General features: G+C 47.4%; 20 protein-coding genes. 13 read left to right on the top strand and 7 right to left on the bottom strand.

Translation table 11 applies throughout. The features are described 5' to 3' along the window. Positions 1 to 364 precede the first annotated feature (364 nt). From QJS83_RS10545 to QJS83_RS10525, 5 genes are all read left to right on the top strand, one after another. Entirely contained in the window at positions 365 to 2,704 is a 2,340-nt protein-coding gene (locus QJS83_RS10545; RefSeq protein WP_284604643.1) for an NADP-dependent malic enzyme, read from the top strand. A 23-nt stretch (positions 2,705 to 2,727) separates the two neighbouring features. Continuing rightward, positions 2,728 to 3,804: a chromate efflux transporter gene (gene chrA / locus QJS83_RS10540; RefSeq protein ID WP_284604642.1), complete on the top strand. Its 1,077-nt coding sequence runs from the start codon at positions 2,728 to 2,730 to the stop codon at positions 3,802 to 3,804. Between the two features lie 63 nt (positions 3,805 to 3,867). Beyond that, entirely contained in the window at positions 3,868 to 5,133 is a 1,266-nt protein-coding gene (gene hflX, locus QJS83_RS10535) for a GTPase HflX (RefSeq protein ID WP_284604641.1), read from the top strand. Positions 5,134 to 5,241: 108 nt separating this feature from the next. Next, complete coding sequence (locus tag QJS83_RS10530) at positions 5,242 to 6,375, top strand: hypothetical protein (protein ID WP_284604639.1); 1,134 nt, start codon at positions 5,242 to 5,244, stop codon at positions 6,373 to 6,375. Then, entirely contained in the window at positions 6,363 to 6,785 is a 423-nt protein-coding gene (locus tag QJS83_RS10525) for a hypothetical protein (RefSeq protein ID WP_284604636.1), read from the top strand. The genes QJS83_RS10530 and QJS83_RS10525 overlap by 13 nt, the downstream gene beginning before the upstream one ends. On the opposite strand, the gene QJS83_RS10520 is transcribed toward QJS83_RS10525, so the two are convergent. Then, the gene (locus tag QJS83_RS10520) at positions 6,786 to 7,262 is read right to left on the bottom strand and encodes an acyl-CoA thioesterase (RefSeq protein WP_284604634.1); all 477 of its coding nucleotides are present in this window, start codon (positions 7,260 to 7,262) and stop codon (positions 6,786 to 6,788) included. Positions 7,263 to 7,354: 92 nt separating this feature from the next. Next, positions 7,355 to 7,747, bottom strand: coding sequence for a helix-turn-helix domain-containing protein (locus tag QJS83_RS10515; RefSeq protein WP_041873967.1), 393 nt, complete (start codon positions 7,745 to 7,747; stop codon positions 7,355 to 7,357). A gap of 208 nt (positions 7,748 to 7,955) precedes the next feature. Here QJS83_RS10515 and QJS83_RS10510 point away from each other — a divergent pair, with 208 nt between their 5' ends. Genes QJS83_RS10510 through QJS83_RS10500 form a run of 3 tightly spaced genes read left to right on the top strand, consistent with a single transcriptional unit; the run spans position 7,956 to position 10,293 of the window. After that, a complete protein-coding gene (locus QJS83_RS10510) occupies positions 7,956 to 8,381 on the top strand; it encodes a response regulator (protein ID WP_284604631.1) in 426 nt (141 codons plus the stop codon). Positions 8,382 to 8,403: 22 nt separating this feature from the next. Further along, positions 8,404 to 8,904, top strand: a complete 501-nt coding sequence (locus tag QJS83_RS10505) for a chemotaxis protein CheX (RefSeq protein WP_284604627.1) — start codon at positions 8,404 to 8,406, stop codon at positions 8,902 to 8,904. Further along, complete coding sequence (locus tag QJS83_RS10500) at positions 8,905 to 10,293, top strand: HD-GYP domain-containing protein (protein WP_284604625.1); 1,389 nt, start codon at positions 8,905 to 8,907, stop codon at positions 10,291 to 10,293. Here QJS83_RS10500 and QJS83_RS10495 read toward each other — a convergent pair. Together QJS83_RS10495 and QJS83_RS10490 are read right to left on the bottom strand one after the other, a co-directional pair. Further along, positions 10,290 to 10,892, bottom strand: a complete 603-nt coding sequence (locus QJS83_RS10495) for an RDD family protein (RefSeq protein WP_284604624.1) — start codon at positions 10,890 to 10,892, stop codon at positions 10,290 to 10,292. The two genes, QJS83_RS10500 and QJS83_RS10495, sit on opposite strands and share 4 nt — an antisense overlap. Beyond that, on the bottom strand, positions 10,893 to 12,095 hold the full coding sequence (locus QJS83_RS10490; protein WP_284604623.1) for a CCA tRNA nucleotidyltransferase: 1,203 nt from the start codon (positions 12,093 to 12,095) through the stop codon (positions 10,893 to 10,895). A gap of 60 nt (positions 12,096 to 12,155) precedes the next feature. Here QJS83_RS10490 and queG point away from each other — a divergent pair, with 60 nt between their 5' ends. Beyond that, positions 12,156 to 13,199 (top strand): tRNA epoxyqueuosine(34) reductase QueG, encoded by a 1,044-nt coding sequence (queG, locus tag QJS83_RS10485; protein WP_284604622.1) that lies wholly within the window; start codon positions 12,156 to 12,158, stop codon positions 13,197 to 13,199. Between the two features lie 3 nt (positions 13,200 to 13,202). Here queG and QJS83_RS10480 read toward each other — a convergent pair whose 3' ends face one another. Beyond that, on the bottom strand, positions 13,203 to 13,685 hold the full coding sequence (locus QJS83_RS10480; protein ID WP_284604620.1) for a hypothetical protein: 483 nt from the start codon (positions 13,683 to 13,685) through the stop codon (positions 13,203 to 13,205). Between the two features lie 67 nt (positions 13,686 to 13,752). Between QJS83_RS10480 and QJS83_RS10475 the strand changes: the two genes are divergently transcribed. Continuing rightward, on the top strand, positions 13,753 to 14,679 hold the full coding sequence (locus tag QJS83_RS10475; protein ID WP_284604618.1) for an HD-GYP domain-containing protein: 927 nt from the start codon (positions 13,753 to 13,755) through the stop codon (positions 14,677 to 14,679). A 70-nt stretch (positions 14,680 to 14,749) separates the two neighbouring features. Here QJS83_RS10475 and QJS83_RS10470 read toward each other — a convergent pair whose 3' ends face one another. Continuing rightward, positions 14,750 to 15,292 (bottom strand): hypothetical protein, encoded by a 543-nt coding sequence (locus QJS83_RS10470; protein ID WP_284604617.1) that lies wholly within the window; start codon positions 15,290 to 15,292, stop codon positions 14,750 to 14,752. 29 nt (positions 15,293 to 15,321) lie between these two features. Beyond that, positions 15,322 to 16,170: a hypothetical protein gene (locus QJS83_RS10465; RefSeq protein ID WP_284604616.1), complete on the bottom strand. Its 849-nt coding sequence runs from the start codon at positions 16,168 to 16,170 to the stop codon at positions 15,322 to 15,324. 42 nt (positions 16,171 to 16,212) lie between these two features. Here QJS83_RS10465 and QJS83_RS10460 point away from each other — a divergent pair, with 42 nt between their 5' ends. From QJS83_RS10460 to QJS83_RS10450, 3 genes are read left to right on the top strand one after another with little or no spacing between them, the layout of a single operon-like run. After that, on the top strand, positions 16,213 to 16,932 hold the full coding sequence (locus QJS83_RS10460) for a creatininase family protein (protein ID WP_284604615.1): 720 nt from the start codon (positions 16,213 to 16,215) through the stop codon (positions 16,930 to 16,932). A 44-nt stretch (positions 16,933 to 16,976) separates the two neighbouring features. Continuing rightward, on the top strand, positions 16,977 to 17,561 hold the full coding sequence (locus tag QJS83_RS10455; protein ID WP_284604614.1) for a hypothetical protein: 585 nt from the start codon (positions 16,977 to 16,979) through the stop codon (positions 17,559 to 17,561). Next, positions 17,561 to 18,520, top strand: coding sequence for a formimidoylglutamase (locus tag QJS83_RS10450; RefSeq protein WP_284604613.1), 960 nt, complete (start codon positions 17,561 to 17,563; stop codon positions 18,518 to 18,520). Before QJS83_RS10455 ends, QJS83_RS10450 begins: the two co-directional genes overlap by 1 nt.

Below are 18,520 nucleotides of genomic sequence, written 5' to 3'. Positions count from 1 at the left end.
ATAAGCCATTAAAATCATATGTCTTTTCGGTTGTTCCACCAAACAGAAAGAGAGCAAATTTGAGGCAGTCGAGGTCGATGCGCTTCGCATTAACAAGGTCCAGTTCAAGCAAATCAGCGATCCATGGCCTTTTTGTGGAATAACTAGAGGACGTGCTCTAAATTTGAGCAACGTTCGTGTCGCTTTGTACACACTCCTCCTTTAGAGGTGCTTTACCCTCCGCACAAAGAGCCCCATTCATTGACCCTTCATGGCCCCCTCGGTAGAGTAAGTGCACTTGTCGCCGAGGACCTTGTAACCCCTTGAATGGGTTAGAAAAAATTCTCTCTGTAAGGTTCCGGCCCCACAACAAAAAGGAGCATCCTTGGATACAAAAACAGAAACCAAAACAACGACGAATAACTTCGATCAAGAAGCGCTCGATTACCACAGACGCGGCAAACCAGGAAAAATCGAAGTCATCTCATCCAAGCCGTGCGTTTCTGAAAAAGATCTTTCTCTGGCGTACTCTCCAGGCGTGGCAGCTCCTTGCAAGGAGATCGCGAAAGATCCTGCAAAAGTTTACGACTACACTTCCAAGGGAAACCTTGTTGCCGTGATCTCTAACGGGACGGCGGTTTTGGGTCTGGGTAACATTGGCCCGGCAGCGGGCAAGCCTGTGATGGAAGGCAAAAGCATTCTCTTCAAACAATTCGCGGGCATCGATGTTTTTGATATCGAAGTGGCGGCGACAGATGTGGATGTTTTCTGTAACGCCGTTCGTGTTCTTGAGCCTACCTTCGGCGGCATTAACTTGGAAGACATCAAAGCTCCTGAGTGCTTCGAAATCGAAGAGCGTTTGAAAAAAGAAATGAACATTCCGGTTTTCCATGATGACCAACACGGAACTGCCATCGTTTCGGGTGCTGCGCTTTTGAATGCGTGCTCGATCACAAACCGCAAGATGGAAGACGTGCGCATCGTTGTAAATGGCGCCGGCGCTTCGGCAAACTCTTGCGCGAAAATCTTTATCGCTTTGGGCGCCCGTCGTGAAAATATCATCATGTGTGACTCTCAAGGTGTGATCTACAAAGGCCGTACCGCCGGCATGAACAAGTACAAGGAATTTTTCGCAAGCAACACGGAAGCTCGCACACTGACGGAAGCCCTTCGCGGTGCTGATGTATTCGTCGGTCTTTCCGTGGCAGGAGCTTTGACTCCGGAAATGCTCAAAGATATGGCAAAAGATCCTATCATTTTCGCTATGGCGAACCCGGAACCGGAAATCACTCCAGACAAAGCGCGCGCCGCTCGTCCGGATGCAATTATTGCCACAGGCCGTTCTGATTATCCAAACCAGGTGAACAACGTCTTGGGCTTCCCGTCGATTTTCCGCGGCGCTCTGGATACACGTTCAACTTCAATCAACGAAGAAATGAAGTTGGCGGCGGTTCATGCCTTGGCAAAACTCGCTCGCGAAGACGTTCCGGATAAAGTCTCTGACACTTACGGCGGCAAAAGCTTTAAGTTCGGCCGTGAGTATTTGATTCCAAAACCTTTCGATACTCGCGTTCTTTTGTGGGTGGCTCCGGCCGTCGCAAAAGCGGCGATGGCTACAGGTGTAGCGACTCGTCCGATTGAGGATTGGGATCACTATCGTGAAGGTCTTGAAGCGCTTCAAGGGCCCTCAAAAGTTTTCATTCGCTCTGCGATCAATCGCGTGCATGACAATGCTTCTGCGAACGGTGGCGAGCTTCCAAAAATCGTGTTCCCAGAAGGAACAAGCACAAAAGTTTTGAAAGCTTTGGCGACCTTGGTTGAAGAAAAAATCTGTCAGCCGATTCTTTTGGGCTATCCAGATCGCGTGAAAGAAAAGATCAATGCGTTGGATATTCCAATGTTGAAAAACGTTCCGATCATTCATCCTGCGGCTTATCCAAAATACTATCAGTACGTGGAAAAGCTTTACAGCCTTCGCCAACGTAAAGGAATCAACCTGCGTGAAGCGGAACGTTTGATGGCGGACCCGAACTACTTTGCGGCGATGATGGTGATGATGGGTGATGCGGACGGCGTTGTAAATGGCGCTTCCGTCAACTATGCAGATGCGGTTCGTCCGATCCTCCAAACTGTCGGCGTTTATAAAAATGGCGTACCTGCTGGTTTGAATTTCGTTCTTCTTGAAGACAAGTTCCTCGTGTTGGCGGATACGACTGTGAACTTCAATCCGACAGCGGAGCAATGCGCGCAAATCGCATTGCAAGCGGCGAAGATCGTTGAGTACTTCGGTATCGAACCACGCATTGCTATGCTCAGCTACTCAAACTTCAGCGGCGCCGAAGGCACACCATGCAAGATGAAGAAAGCGGCGGAAATCGTGCGTGGTCTTCGTCCGAATTTGATGGTTGATGGCGACATGCAAGCTGATACAGCGGTAAATCCAGAGATCATGGAAAGACTCTTCCCGTTCTCGAACCTTAAAGGCGGCGCGAACGTGTTGATCTTCCCGAATTTGGAAGCTTCAAACATCGCTTATAAGTTGATTCAACAAGTAGGCAAAGTCGAAGTCATTGGTCCTTTCTTGACGGGTGTGCGCCGATCTTGCAACGTTTTACAAAGAACGACGACCGTCGACGGCATCGTGAATTCCGTTGTATTCACAGCGCTTGAAGCGCAATACATCAAGGAAGTTTTGAAAAATCGTAACAAGGAAAAAAGCCTATAAACAGCCTCGCTGAACTTGCTTGGTTGTTTCTAAAACTCGGGGCCACCGCTTTTGGTGGTCCTGCGGCTCACGTCGCTCTGATGGAAGAAGAATTCGTTCATCGCCGTCAGTGGCTTTCGCGAGAAAAGTTTCTCGACCTTATTGCACTCACTAATTTAATTCCGGGCCCGAACTCGACAGAGCTTGCGATTCACATCGGGCATCAACGTGCTGGCTGGTGGGGTTTTGCAATCGCTGGTCTATGTTTCATTCTTCCCGCATTTATTCTTGTCACGGTAATCGCGTATTTTTATCAAAAATACGCAAGCCTGCCGCAAGCAGGAAGTTTCCTCATCGGCGCGCAAGTCGTCGTTCTTGCGATCATTCTGCAGGCGTTCTTTCGCTTCTTTAAAAGTCTTTTCAAACTGGAGCAGGCCCGCGATTTCTTTCGCAGGGACACCTGGTCGTCACCGCGCGCTTCAGTTATCGCCTTTATTCTTATTGGCAGTGTTTATCTCAGTTTTCAAAGCTGGCCTGAAATTACGATTCTCCTCAACTGCGGGCTGATCTCGCTTTTTGTGTCCCGCCGTTTTACAGTGGAAAGAAAGTTTGAACTGGGATCGCTCTTTTTGATTTTTCTAAAAATCGGCTCGGTTCTTTTTGGCAGCGGCTATGTTCTGCTGACCTTTTTGAATTCCGAATTTGTCGAGCATCGCCAGTGGCTGACAGAAACACAGCTTCTTGATGCTATTTCCGTGGGGCAGTTCACGCCCGGGCCCGTGTTTACAACGGCCAGTTTCATTGGCTATCTTTTAGAAGGATTTAGCGGAGCGGCCCTCGCAACCCTGGGAATCTTTCTACCCGCTTTCTTTTTTGTCGCGCTGACGATTCCTCTTTATAAAAAGATGTCGCAGTCCCTGACTCTCCGGCTTTTTCTCGACGGTGTGGTCGCCGGCTCTTTGGGACTTCTGCTTTTTACACTCTGGACTTTCAGTCAGCGGCTCAGTCACGCGCCTGCGAATATTCTATTATTTGCGGTGGCATTTATTCTTCTTATGCGCACGAAAATCCCCAGTGCGCTGCTTATCTTGCTAGGTGGGCTTTTCACGGCATTCCTTTAAAAATTTAACTTTGTCACACCGAACGACCGTGCTAGAATTAAGACCAAGGGAGGGTTGATCTCATTGACTAATCAAGCCCACATCAAAGCCCAAGATAGAGCCATCGTCATCGGCGTCGGACTCAAATCCGAGCCCCTCAGTGAAATTAAAGAAAATCTGCTGGAACTTGAAGAACTCGTCTCTGCCGCCGGCGGAGAAGTGGTCGGTTCACTTATTCAAGTTTTACCGCAATGGAATCCAGCGACACTGATTGGAACAGGCAAAGTCGAGGAAGTGGCCGAGATGGTTCGCGATAGCGGCGCAAGCCTGGTTGTCATGGATCACCAGCTTTCCGGAGTCCAACAAAGAAACTTAGAACAAATAGTTAAAGTAAGAGTTGTGGATCGCAACCAGTTGATACTTGATATCTTCGCGCAACGAGCGCAAACATTTGAAGGAAAACTTCAAGTAGAACTTGCACAATTGCTCGATCAAATGCCCCGCATGGTCGGTGCGTGGTTGGAGTCTCTTTCTCGTCAAGGTGGTGGTATCGGCACACGCGGTCCTGGTGAAACCGCTCTTGAAAATGACCGTCGCCGTATTCGTGAGCGTGTGGCTCTTATTAAGAAGAAACTTGAAGGTGTTCGTAAAAATCGCGCGCAACACAGACAATCTCGCCGTCGTCATGAGATCCCGTCTTTTGCGTTGATTGGTTATACCAACTCTGGAAAAAGCTCGATTCTCAACAGACTGACGGGCGCGCAAGTCTTGGCGAAAAACCAAGTCTTCGCAACTTTGGATCCGACGACTCGCAAGATCTTTTTGCCGGATGGACCTCCTGCTGTCGTCACAGACACCGTCGGATTTATCCGCAAGCTGCCAACTCAGTTGATCGAAGCTTTTAAAGCAACACTTGAAGAGTCTTCTGAAGCCGACGTGCTTCTTCACGTGGTGGATTTGTCTTCGCCGAATATGGAAAGACAGATCGAAGTCGTTGAAGAACTTATCAAAGAATTCAACTGGGCTGATAAAAAAATCATCCATGTCTTTAACAAGGTGGATGCAGCTCCTTTGGAACGCCAGTTCCGTGTGAAAGCCTACCCGCGCGTTTTCGTGAGCGCACTGACTGGCCAAGGCATGGAGCAGTTGAAAAAACTTATGGCGCAAACCGTGAGCGAAATGCAGACCGACGTGCAGCTTTACTTCCCACGCTCTGAAGAATACAAAATCTTCGACTTGGGACGCGAAGCTCAGATTCTTCGCAAAGAAACAGCCACTGAAGGAACTGTCTGCTACACGCAGCTTTCACCAGCTCTTATGAGCCGCTGGAAAGAATACTTAGTTAAATAAGCTTGTTCCGTATACGAAGGAAACTCGCGGATCACCTTTATGTTGGTATTTCGCGGACTATGGTCTTGTTTTAGTTAATGTCTCGCCGAGAGAGCCGATAAGGCCCTAGTGAAACAAGCTTTTATTTGTCTTTCAGTTTTAGTTCTTTCTTTCGCCCTCAGCTTTGAGTCGTCCGCGCAGTATAAATGTGTGAACGACAAATCCGGCAAAAAGGGCAATCAAAATCAAGACATCAATAAATCTCTCACAGCGGCTTCTGACCCTCTTACGGTCGCTTTTAATACGAAACGCTCAGGTCTTGATATCAAAGACTGTCCGCCGTCAATGAAGGCGTCTTCTCCGCAACTGAGCGGTGATTTTATCGACGCGATCAGCAGAATTTCTTCGGTAAGGACAAAGCAGATTAAAAAAGAATGTATCGAAGCTTCTTTGCAACGTGAAGTCGGCAATGAAGGCTATAGCTGTAACGGCGATACTAAAAAGAAATTTGAAAACGCCGGAGCCAGCGCCCCTTGCTTGAGCCAAAAAACAGTCGATTTTATTCACTACGCCGTGAACCAGGCGATCAACTGTATGTCGACGGGACGAAATCCCATCGATCCGCGTTTTATCCTGAAAAAGTTTAACAACGAAACAGCATTCAATTTTTACATCGCTTACAGCGGCGGCAAAGGCTTAGGACAACTGACTTCAAACCCTGTCGACGAAATCGCCGGTTGGTATAAAGGCAAAAAATTTATCGAAGGTAACGCCTTCTATATTCTTGAAGGTCTGATGGCGAGTAACAACCCTTCCTGCAGACCTTTTAAAGAGATCATTCAAAAAGACATCAACTCCCCGCCGCCCTCCCCTGGCTCTGCCCGCAACTATTGCGCGTGGATCCGCCCGGGCGATGGCATCGCAAGAAATCTTGTGTATTCACTGGGATATTATATTCACATGCGCGATAACATCATCAAACCCGCGTTGGAAAAACGCGCGCAAAAACTTGCTCGCAACGATGAAGTCATCAACTATCTGACTCTTGTTGCTTACGGTCCCGGTGGCCCTGAAGAAGCAAAAACCTTGATTCGTCGTTTCCGCTTTAGCGACAGCACAACCCCTGCTCAAGCAAAATCAAAAATCATTGCCAACAATGCTTACGTCAATCAGACGGAAGATAAGTTCGCAGATGAGCTTTTGAAAGTCATGAAAGACAAACCCACCGAAGCGGATAAAAGAGGCGACACATGCGTGCAATAATCTTCACTCTTGTCGCTCTTTCATTTTCGTTTGCGCAAGCCGATCTGAAAAAGGTTGACGACTTCTATAAAGAGTCTGAAGCTGCTTACCAAAAGGCAGCCAAAGAAAAAACTTTTGCAAAGAAGTCCTCTTATCTAAAAGACTTAAAGAAATCCTTTGAGACGACCTTAAACGACTACGAGAAAACAAATCCCAAAGAAGGTTCTGCGCAGGAACAAGAAGTCTCGCGTCTTTACTATACTTTGGAGCCTGTTTTTGACGTTGCGGATTTAAAAACAGCCTCTGAAAAAGACTGCGATAAGAAAGAACAAACCGTGCGCGCTCATGCCAGCATGGGACAACCCGAAGGCGCGACTCTTCCGGCTCGAGCTCAGGAAGCGATTCGCTGGCTCGAGATTCTTTGCAAATAATTACTTATTAGGACGATTTTGCAGACGTTGTTGACGACGGTTTTGCGCCTCTTGATAGCGGCGTTTATCGTCTTCCGTTTCAAGCTCGAGTGTTGGAATTTCTGCAGGCTTTCCGTTCGAACCTAATGCCACGAAAGTACAATATGCCGAAGCTGTATGGAATGTCTCGCCTGTTTTAGGATTCTCGGCATCGACACGAACGCCGACTTCCATCGAAGTTCTGGAAGTGAAGTTCACACTGGCTTTCAAATTCACCACCCAGCCTTTATAGACCGGAGCCACAAAATCCAGACGATCAATACTTGCCGTGACGACTTCCTTGTTTGCATGTCTTTGCGCCGCAATCGCTGCTGCGATGTCGATCCAGGACATGATCGTTCCTCCGAAGACGGAACCCAAAGAATTTGTGTGCGAAGGCAGAACCAGTTGAGTCATGATGACTTGAGACGAGGCCACGGGCTTGGAAGTTTTACTCATGGAGATTCCTTTTGCTGGGGCAGACACCCAAATAAAAAAAGGCACAGCCTATCAGCCGTGCCTTCTTATTCTATACCTTTTTTGAGAAAGGTCTAGATTCCACCCATACCGATGTCGGAGTTACCACCACGGTTCAAACCGCCACCTGGAAGAGTCGTTGTACCCGCAACAGTCGCAGATCCAGCTGGGATCGTTTGAGTTGCGTTGTTATTGAATGCAGTCGCAGCAGCTGCACTTTGGTTGTTGCTTTCAGCGCGTACTTCGCTTTCAACGAAACCAAGGTGAGGCAAGCACCATACGATCAACTGTGCACGAGACTTAACATTCATTTTTTTATAAATGTTTGTGAGGTGAAATTTTACTGTTTTTTCAGTAACAAAAAGCTGATTCGCAACTTCCTTGTTGGACAAGCCTTTTGAAACAAGTTCAGCAACTTCTGCCTCTCTGTTTGAAAGACCTTTTTGAATGAGGACATCTCTGAGCATCCTTGCTCCCTCCCGCTAAATTGTTTTAGTTTTAAATCCGTCTAAACCTTGTACGCCACCCAGGACTCATGTCCAAAAGTAGCACGACCACCTGTAATAAAGTCTGACAACAATTTCTGGAATTCGCAATAGGTTTGGACTCTAGTTTTAAAAAACTAGACCGATAAGCATGTGGATTTTACAAGTTTCCCTTATTTCAGGAGATATTATGTTTCCCACAAATACTAAGTTTTTAGTCGTCGACGACTTCGCAACTATGCGGAAAATCATCAAAAAAGTGCTAAATGAGCTTGGCTATACCAATGTCGAAGAAGCGGACGATGGCAAAACGGCCCTGCCTATGATCCAGGCAGCTCATGATGCGGGCCAGCCTTATGGATTCATTATTTCGGACTGGAATATGCCCGGCATGCAGGGAATCGACCTATTAAAAAGCTGTAAGGCAGACCCTCGCTTTAAGTCAGTCCCCTTTATGTTAGTAACGGCGGAGTCTGAGCAAAAACACATTCTTGAAGCGGCAAAAGCCGGTGTGTCTGATTACGTAGTGAAGCCTTTCAATTCAGCGACTTTGAAAGGAAAAATGGAGCGCGTTTACGCGAAACACAATCCTTCGGCAACAGCGAAGGCATCTTAATCTAGTTTTGGAGATTTAATTCATGTCTGCTGCACCGAAAGTTGAAGCGCTCAATCCTCTCTTCGACAAACGCCTGATCAGTGCTTTTGTCGATGGAGTTGTTAAAACACTTAAAACGATGGCTCAAACCGATGCCACTCCGGGAAAACCTTTTATCGAACCTCAGTTCGTTCTTAAAGGTGAAATCGCCGGCATGGTCGGTATGGTCGCCCCTCCCCTTAAAGGCACTCTTTTGATCTCTTACGGTAAAGAGAGCATCTTCCATATTCTTGAGAACATGCTTGGTGAAAAATACACCGAGATCAACGGCGAAGTTTCCGACGCTGTTGGTGAGATGACAAATATGATCTACGGCTCCGCGAAGACGACGTTGAACCAACTTGGGTATAACTTCGAAATGGCGATTCCGACGGTGATCGCAGGTGATTTCAAAATCACTCAAGCAGATAAAGGTGCTACGTTAGTTATTCCTTTTAATCTTACGAATGGATCCACTTTTTATGTGGAGATAACGGTGGCCTAAATGGCAAATCCTTCAGGTCGGACAGTTGACGTCCTTGTAGCGAGTCCCCGTGACTCCTTCTGGGAGGCCGTCGCTGTCATCCTGAAGGGTTACTATCCCTATCAACTGAAGCATTTCCGCTCCGTTGATGACCTCCTGGAAACAACCTCTTCTGAAGACTTTTCTCCCATTCTCGCTCTTATCGACGGACAAGACGGCACCAACAAAACCAACGAATGGGTGCAGTCCGCGAAAATGAATTATCCCAACTGCCCGATCATTGTTCTGCACTCTGCTGAAGCCCCTTTGGACTTCAACGTCGTCAGAAAGAACGGCGCAGATCACTTGATGCACATCAATTTCGACCGTGAGTTTATCTCCGACATGGTTTTGCAACTCGCTCCGATTGAAATGGAAGGCGACTGCCTGCCGATCACAGCATTAATGCCTGTGGATTTGCGCGATATGGACGCCCAGACAAACGTGAACTTCGATGTTTTCTGCCATCTTCCAGCTAACCAGCGCTCGATCTTAATTCGTAAAAACGGCGATTGCGTTGAAGAAAAACAGCTTCTTAAATTCAAAAACTTGAAACAGCAGATGTACATCAAGAAAACTCAGATGAAAGAGTTTTTTGAGTATGCCCGGACGGTCATGAGTCAGCGTAACGAACCTTTGCCGATTTCCATGACCGAAAAGTTTCACCGCTCTAAAAAAGCGATCTATGAAATCATGACGCAATTCCTGAATGGCGCCGCAACGGACTATCAGGAAGGAAAGCTGATTTACGAAAAATGCAAAAGCATCGTCGCCGATTTTGAACTTACCAAAGACATGGATTCAGAGACTCTCTTTGAAGAGATCTTTCGCTTCGCAGGCAACACGCGTTCGCTCTATCACGACTGCATCTGTCTTTCCGCTTACGGCGCTTACTTCGCGCAACTCTTAGGCTGGAATCAGGAAAAGCGTGAAAGTGCCGCGATTGCCGGACTTCTTCATAATGTCGGCTTGGCGCAGCTTCCCGCCTCTGTTGGCGATAAACCTGTCAGCAAGTACTCAGATGAAGAGCTCGCGCAGTATAAACTTTATCCCGACCGCTCTGTGATTATGGTTAAGAGCAAAAAAGTGCCTTTGTCTCCAGAGATTTCTGAAGCGATTGCTCAGCACCGCGAAAACAGCGCACGAACAGGATTCCCCAAACAGCCCGAAAGCAGCGACTTAACAGAGTTTGGAAAGCTCATGAGTTTGGCTTATCGCTTCCATGAACTCACCGCTCTGCAAGAAGGCGCACAAACTTGCACGCCAACCCAAGCGATCAGCGTTCTTCGTGATAATGCGATGAAAGGTAATGGCGAAGTGGATCTGATTCTCACCACGCAAATCTTTAAGAAATGGAAGCCGGCCGCTTAGTCTTCAAAGGTGACATCGACATAATCTTGAATGTCGAAAACTTCCCGCAAATTCGCCTGGCGATTAGACCAATCAATTGATTTTAAAATCATTTGGGAAGAAACAAGTCCCTCATAAGCATAAAGAAGGACGAAGATGACGCCCACAATCCAGCGCAGCTCGGCTTTATTCGCTCTGGGAGTCGCTTGCACCACGCGAGTCTCAGCCACCCAGTCACAGAGATGTGTGCGATCGTAGCGAAAGAAGGCCAAGGCATAAATGGCCCACGAGAAAAAGAAACTCAATCGGCCTGCGAGCGCACGAAGCACACATTGCGACCAATGCAAGGGCTTTTGATAATCCCCCGCCGGCACCACCCGCAATCCCAGGAACCACTTTCCCGGAGTCGCCTGCAGCAAATATAAAAACACAAATTCAAACAAAGCAGGAATTAAAAACAAAACCGCAAGCTGGATAAAATTAAGAAAGACATCATCTTCCGTGAATGCCAGGCGAAAGAAAACTCCCGCAAAAGGCAAATAGAAAGGCAGAATAAATAACTGATCAATTCCGTGGGCAAAAAATCTCTTCCACGTACTTGGAACATATGCGAATTCCATCTAAGACGGCTCTCTTTCCAAATATTTCTGCAACCACTGCAAAGCCTCGTCACGACTGCGCAGTTTACGTTCTAGTTGTTGTTCGTAGGCCAATGCCAGACACTCCCCGATAGCTTTACCGCTCAACTGTCCTTTGATATCTTCTCCGTTTAAAAACGGCTTCGGCAATTGCTGTTGCCAAAAGGACCACTCGGCGAAAAGCTCTTCGATTTCAAGCTTCCATAAAGTGTTTTGTCGTAACAAAATCTGTAAAGCATAAAGAACGCCGTCTTCTTGCAAACGCTGCAAACGCTGACCCATGCTTTGTTTGAAAAAATCTTCGGGCGACTTCCACAGGGTCCAAGCTCTTTCAATGGCGCGCATTTCTTTCACGGAAAGTCGCAAGAGCTTCAGGCCTTGTTCGAGTTCAGATTTCTCTGCCTTAGCAAAAAAAAGACTGAAATTCTGCCAGGCCTCCACGGCGGGATGATCGGTCCAGGAGTTATCGCGCTCGCGGAAAGGAAAAAGTTCTTTCATTAACCCCGACATCGACATGATGTCCAGCCCTCGGCGCAGTGCTTTGGCTTTTAAAAGCTTGGCCATTTCGTCGCGAATGCGCTCGCCACTGACTCGCTTGACAAGCGACGCCATCTTGCTGACGGCCGCAAAGCTTCTTTCTTCAATATCAAAATCCAACTGCGCGGAAAAACGCGCGGCTCTCAACAAACGCAAATGATCTTCTTGAAAACGTTTTTCCGGTTCGCCCACCGTGCGCAAAATACGCGCTGCCAGATCTTCTTGCCCGTGAACATAATCAAGCACGTCTTTGCTCACGAGATCATAAAAAAGCGCGTTCACCGTGAAATCGCGGCGTTGAGCGTCTTCTTGCGGCGACGAAAACTCAACCCCTTCAGGCCGACGGCCATCTTTATAATCCATATCCGTTCGGAATGTCGCGACCTCGATGTCGGCCCCTTCGACGAGAACTCGCATCACGCCGAAGACCTTTCCGACGTTGACCGTTTTTTCAAAAAGAGACTCAATTTGATCGGGAGTCGCATCCGTCGCTAAGTCCAAGTCGTTAGCCTGAATACCCAAAAGGGCATCGCGCACACAGCCCCCGGCCAAAAAGGCCTTGTAGCCATGCGCTTGCAACCTGTGGTAAATTGCCTCCACAGCCGCCCAATGAGGATGAGATTCCAAGAGTTTTTGGACTTGTGACATGTCCTCATTGTAGAAAAAGACCGGCCTGAAAGAAAGAGTTTGTTCGTGACGCCACAGGAGATGAAGTCTCTTATTGATGAAACCATTGAAGAATTGGGGTTTTCCCATTTCGGTTTCACGTCATTGAGCAAACCTTTGAGTTTTGAGTTTTATCGCGAGTGGCTCAACGAAGGTCTTCACGGGGACATGAAATATCTTGAAGAACATGCGCCGATCAAAGAAAACCCGCAATCGAAGTGGCCGCGCGCCCAAAGTGCATTGGTCTTTGCGATTCCGTATTACCCCCACCCTGAACGCAAAACCGACTTTCCCCTGAAGCAAGCGCGCGTGAGTCTTTATGCCCAAGGCATGGACTATCATTTCTGGTTTAAAGAGCGCATGGGAGTTCTCTGTAAAAAACTGCAAGAGCTTTTTCCTGGAGAAGAGTTTTTGCCATTCACAGATAGCAGCCCCGTGCTGGAGCGCGATCTTGCGAAACGCGCGGGCTTAGGCTGGGTCGGGAAAAACACGTGTCTGATTCATCCCAAAAAAGGCAGCTTGTTTTTTATTGGCGAAATTTATTCGTCACTGAATATGCAAACAGAGTTTTCTCCGCTGCCGGATTTTTGCGGCACCTGCACTCGATGCATCGACGTCTGCCCCACAGGAGCTTTGCTCGAACCGCGTAAGATGGATGCGCGTAAATGCATTTCCTATTTGACGATTGAATCGCGCCAAGTTCCTGCCGAAGACTTGCGCGAAAAAATCGGCGATTGGTTTTTTGGCTGTGATCTGTGCCAAACAGTGTGTCCTTGGAATCAAAAAGTTTTTAAGGGACAGCTTTCCATCGAAAAATCATTGCCCTTAAATGACAACGATGAGCAGCTCTTGGTTGAAGATCTCCGCTATATTCTGACGGCTTCAGGAAAAAAAATCGGCCGCGATTTCTTAGGAACTCCGCTCGCCCGCGCTGGCTCTTTCGGCTTAAAAAGAAATGCCCTGATCGTCGTCGCCAACCGTCGACTGCACTCCCTCACAAACGAAGTGTCCGAACTGCAAACACACGAAAAACTCGGCGAACTCGCCCAATGGACTCTCACCCAACTCGGAAAAGATGCCCGCTGATTTTTAGAGGCCGAGCTTTTTGAGGAGGTCGTCGATTTCGGATTGTTTTAGCTTTTGTGGCGTTGCGCCTGTGCCGACGCTCATACTGTAGGCTTCGCTGAATTGGCTTGAGACCCAACGCAATCGCTCGATGAAGGCTTGCGGAATTGTTTCGCGTAAGACTTTGCCATCTTCGTGAATATTACTTAGCAGCGTGCTCAGGGTTTCCGTGGCGTCTAACAATACGGCTACGCACACATCAAAAAATTGTTCATTGTCGGTGATTTGCGACGCCTTGTAACCGACGGCTTTGCAAAGAGCTGCGTAGTCAGAAATCATATGAAGAGCGTGATCCGGAGGCGCGAGCATCGCTAAACTTTTCGCTCCCCCCATGATGCGGTCGACGTTGTTGCCATAATCGGCCAACTTAAGAACCTGAGAAAAATCACCTTCAATACCTTCGAGAAGGTCTATCAATTCCTCAATTAAGGTCTTTGACTCACTCACAAAATCTTCTACAATTTCTTTATCAATCGACATAGGTTCACGATAACAACCGAAGGAAACTCAGGCAATGGATTATGTTTCTATTCGCGTAAGCACCCTGCGCGGAGATCAAAAAATCGATTTCAACGCTTACGTTAAGATCAACGAGAAAATGGTTCTCTACCTTCGTCGCGGCGACAGTTTCGAAGGGGAACGCCTTAAGCGTCTTAAGGACAAAAAGCTTCGCAAAATGTACATCCTCAATGACGAGGAAGCCGCTTATCGCAACTACTTGCAGAAGAATATTGAAACGGCTTATGACAACTCCTCGAACAAGGACATTCAAACGCGTGCTGAAATCATTCAAGGATCGCAGCAAAGCAATACGGAAGAGGTTTTTGAAAACGCCGACAACGTCGAGTCCTACAACTATGCTAAAGATGCTGCCGGTAAATACGTCAGCTTTATCATGAGTAACGCCCAGGCTATGGGTGCGATCATGAACATGGAAAACACCGACAAAAATATCGCCCATCATGGCGTGACGGTTTCAACGCTGGCGATTGCTTTAGCTCAGAAATTGGGAGTCACCGACCCTAAGAAAACTCAGCTCCTGACTTTGGGCGCTCTTCTGCACGATTATGGTCATCACAATACGACGCTCAACTTGAATCAGCCTCTCGATACGATGAGTGCCGCTGACAAAGCGATGTGGGATCGCCATCCAAGAGAAGGTGCTTTGCGCGTGCACGACAAAAAACACTTCGATCAAACTGTCATCAACATCATCGCGCAACACGAAGAAACCATTAACGGCACGGGACCTCAAGGTCTGCGCGAGAAAGAACAGGATCCTTTGGCGATTATCGTGTCTTCCGCGAATGCGATGGATCGTTTGATTACTTTTGAAGGCATTCCAAAAGCTGAGGCCGCAAAAAAGCTTATGATCGATCACGTCGGGAAACATCCTCTGCCACATCTGCAAATGTTGAACGAAATTCTTAAGGGTCTATAGACCGCAAAATAAAAAAGGCTCCCGTCCTGGGAGCCTCACAATAACGTTCTAAAATTTATATTTTTCGTCCTTAAAAAATAAAGCCGACCGTGAGAAGTGGCATCAACTCCGATGTTTTAATACTGGAAACAGAAGCATCTGTTTCGTCTTTTTTATACTCAATCGCGCGATATGAAAGCTCAACGCCCACGATAAAAGCACCTGTGACATTCGTGATATAACCGAAGTCACCTTGGAAACCTGTTCCCTCTTTCCAATCGCCGTACTCTGCTTGCGCTAAGTAGTGACCTTGCACGTAAAATCCGCTGGCTCCGACATAACCAATAGAGCCACCTAAAGCTTTGCCGTCCGTTGAGGCGCCGCTACCTTCTGTCTTGGAAATAGAGTAGATACCGCCCAGATACAAGCCGCTACCGCCAAGATAACCCAGCTTCAAATCATAGGTACTCACCTTGCTTTCGCTTTCGGAACCACTGCCTACCTTTGAGGTTGTGTTGCGCATAAACGCATTCGCCGTCAACATCACACCGCCACCGGTGCTGCGGGCTTCAGAGATGGAAGCAAAAAGACCTACACTCAACAACGCGCTTAACACCAACAATTTAGATTTCATACTCACTCTCCCTGTTCGTCGAATCTGAACTATCCACTTACACAAATGAGTATAGCGTCGGCTTGCAATGATAAAAACTTTTTTTGCCATTCCTCGGGCGATAGCCGTGGTGTTATTTCGTCACTTAAAAGCGCGGCTTGCACCAACTGCTCAGGTGTGTACTTTCTATCTTCTTGTAATAAGTCGATGATTTGCGCTTCATAGACGTCCAGTGACCTTTCCACCACAGTACCGCGATCGTCACTGTAAACAAAAGCATACATACCTTTGTCTCGCTTTAAAACAGGATTGTCCTGAGATAACGAAACCACCTGAAGACTTGGATTGATCACCACCAAACCGAATTCCAAAGCGCCGATATCAAACGGTTGAATTTCGAGCCACGCCAGGACCCACTCCCAATGTGCGAGCTCCATCAAATCCATTCTGTCCGGAAATTTCTGACGAAGATACCCGACGAAATAGCGCCAGTGATCTTGCAAAAGCCAGCTGCTCCACTCCATGTCTTCCAGATACGAATCGCGAAGTTTGTTGGCAGTAAATCCCAAGCCCTGCTTGGTCAGAGGAAAAATCTTATCAAAAAGATTTTTCTGCTCTTGAACAAAATCGAAAGACGTCCCTTCTTCCACTTTGAACGGACGGAGCCACTGCAATGTGCGCAGAAGCTCGGCCTGATAAATCGAAAGAACCGAAGAAGGAATTTTATTTTCATGCGTTTGCAAAATAATTTTCTTTGTTTTTTGCAACTCTTCGAGCTGATGGCGGCGCAGACCACCGACACCTACCACGTCGACATCGCGCAAAGCCACGACGTCGGCCGCAGGCCATTCACCGCGCAGAGGAAAAGAAAGCTGACGAGTTCCGTTATCCATAGACATTTATCTTAATCTTATGTGTGCTTAGAGGACTGGAGCAAGACAATGTCGATGAATCTACAAGAAAAAACCTGGCCACAAGTGGAAGAGTATCTCAAAACCAAAAAGCACATCATTGTGCCTGTCGGTTCAACCGAACAACATGGCCCGACAGGGCTTATCGGTATCGACTATCTTTCGGCATGGGAAGTCGCTAAAGCCGTGGGAGAAAAAACTCAAACTCTGGTGGCGCCGCCGCTTTGTTTTGGCATGGCCGTTCATCACATGGCGTTTCCGGGCACGATCACTTTTTCTCCACTCACTTACATTCAAGTCGTGACAGAGATTATTCAAAGTCTTGGCAAGCACGGCTTTAATAAGTTCACTTTTATTAACGGTCATGGCGGAAATATCGCGCCTTTGACTTCGGCGTTCTGCCAAGCCAAACAAGACAAAGAAACTTTCGATATTAAGCTTTTTAACTGGTGGCATCTTCCTGAAGTCACGGCTTACGAAAACAAAGTTTTTGGGAATGAAAACGGATTCCACGCCACGTGCGGGGAGATTTCCGTCACGATGTACACACATCCTGAAGCTTATAAAGACGTTCCGAAGATGAATTTTCAGCCCACGAAAGATCGTCCACATTGGCCGATGGCGCCTCAAGAATTCCGAGAAATTTTTCCCGATGGCCGAATGGGTTCAAACCCGAGCCTTTGCTCTGCCGAACATGGTAAAATGCTATTTAATTTAGCAGTTGACTCCATTTGTCAAAAAATGGAGTAGGAATACTATTGACCGAGCTTTCGACCCATGAAACAAGGTGGGGCATGAGATTTTTGCTTTTCGTCCTCAGCCTTGTTTCAACATGCATGGCCTCTGCGGCTACGCCCGTAAGTGGTACCGTGGTTAAAGACCCATCTGGCGTTTATTTGCTCGCAGATAACGGATGCTATAGATACCTTGTTGACACAAAATCAGAGGATGCAGCAGAAAGCCTTCGCAAGCTTGCTTCAGGCGATACAATTACGGCTTCAGGTCTTCTTGATAAAGACACGTGCACAGCCGTGATCGAAAGCATCGACTACGTTGGTCTTAAAAAGATGCTTGGTTACTGGTACAGCCAAGAAGGTGTGATCACAGTTCGTGATTTCAAATCTTTGAACTTCTACCCGATCAACATGAAGGACTTCCAAAACGGCTCTGCGATTTCCGTTGTAGAACCGGTGCGCTACACTTACAGCATCACGCCTTCTGGCGGCAAAGAGTGGGTTCTTTTCTTGTCTGATTCGACAAGCACGACGTTTGCGACGATCCAGTTCAACAAGAGCAACGCAACGATGAAAATCTACGACTCTGAAACTGGAAATATTAATAAAATTCTTCGACTTTCTAAGTGGGGCAACCTGAAATAATGAGCTGGTTTCATCCGATCGACAAACATCTTCTTTTCACGAAAAATGATAAAGAAGATCCTCGTCTTGGTGAATGCGTCCAGCTCCTTAGTAAAGCCGATCTGCAATCGATCGCTGACACTCCCTCTGACATTACTATTCTAGGTTATCCTGATGACGAAGGTATCGCCCTTAACGGTGGTCGTCCGGGAGCACAAACGGCTCCACATCATGTTCGTCTTTACCTCTACAAAATGACTCCGCACTTGCTTGCAACACGCCTACCGAAAATTCTCGACGTGGGCGATCTTGTCGATAAAGAGAAGCCTTTAGCGGAACGTCACGAGCGGGCGCGCGAAACAGTGCGCACCTTCGCCCAAAGCGGTAAACGCTGGATCTCTCTCGGTGGAGGCCACGACTATGGCTACTGCGATGGCGCAGGCTTCTTGGACGTTTACAAGGACGATGCGGTTCTGATTAATTTCGACGCTCATATGGATGTGCGCCCGACTGACAAGGGCTTGAATTCAGGAACGCCTTTTCATCGCGTTCTGTCTGAGTTTCATGGTCACGTGGACTTTGCGGAAGTCGGCATTCAAAATCAATGCAACAGCCAAGCGCACATCACATGGGCCAAGAATCATGGCGCGGCGATCTTCACGCTAGATCAAGTGAATGAAGCAGGCCTTCAGCAAACGCTGCAAAACTTCATGCAGGGCAAAGAGAAGAAAAAAGTCTTCTTGAGTATTGATATCGATGCCTTTACTTCGAATGAAGCTCCCGGCTGCAGCCAATCTTGGACGACGGGACTTTTCACGAAAGAATTTTTAGAGAGCTTCTTGTGGTTGGTTCGCGAATTTGATGTTCGTGGTATCGGCATCTATGAAGTTTCACCTCCTTTGGATCAAGACAATCGCACAAGTAAATTGGCCGCTCTGATCGCGTATAATTTTATTTTCGCCACTCTTAAAAAGGGCTGA

Origin of the sequence: Bdellovibrio sp. 22V (assembly GCF_030169785.1) — a bacterium.
GTDB lineage: Bacteria > Bdellovibrionota > Bdellovibrionia > Bdellovibrionales > Bdellovibrionaceae > Bdellovibrio.
Note: the sequence above shows the minus strand (reverse complement) of the source record. Positions and strands in the feature narration are given on the sequence as shown.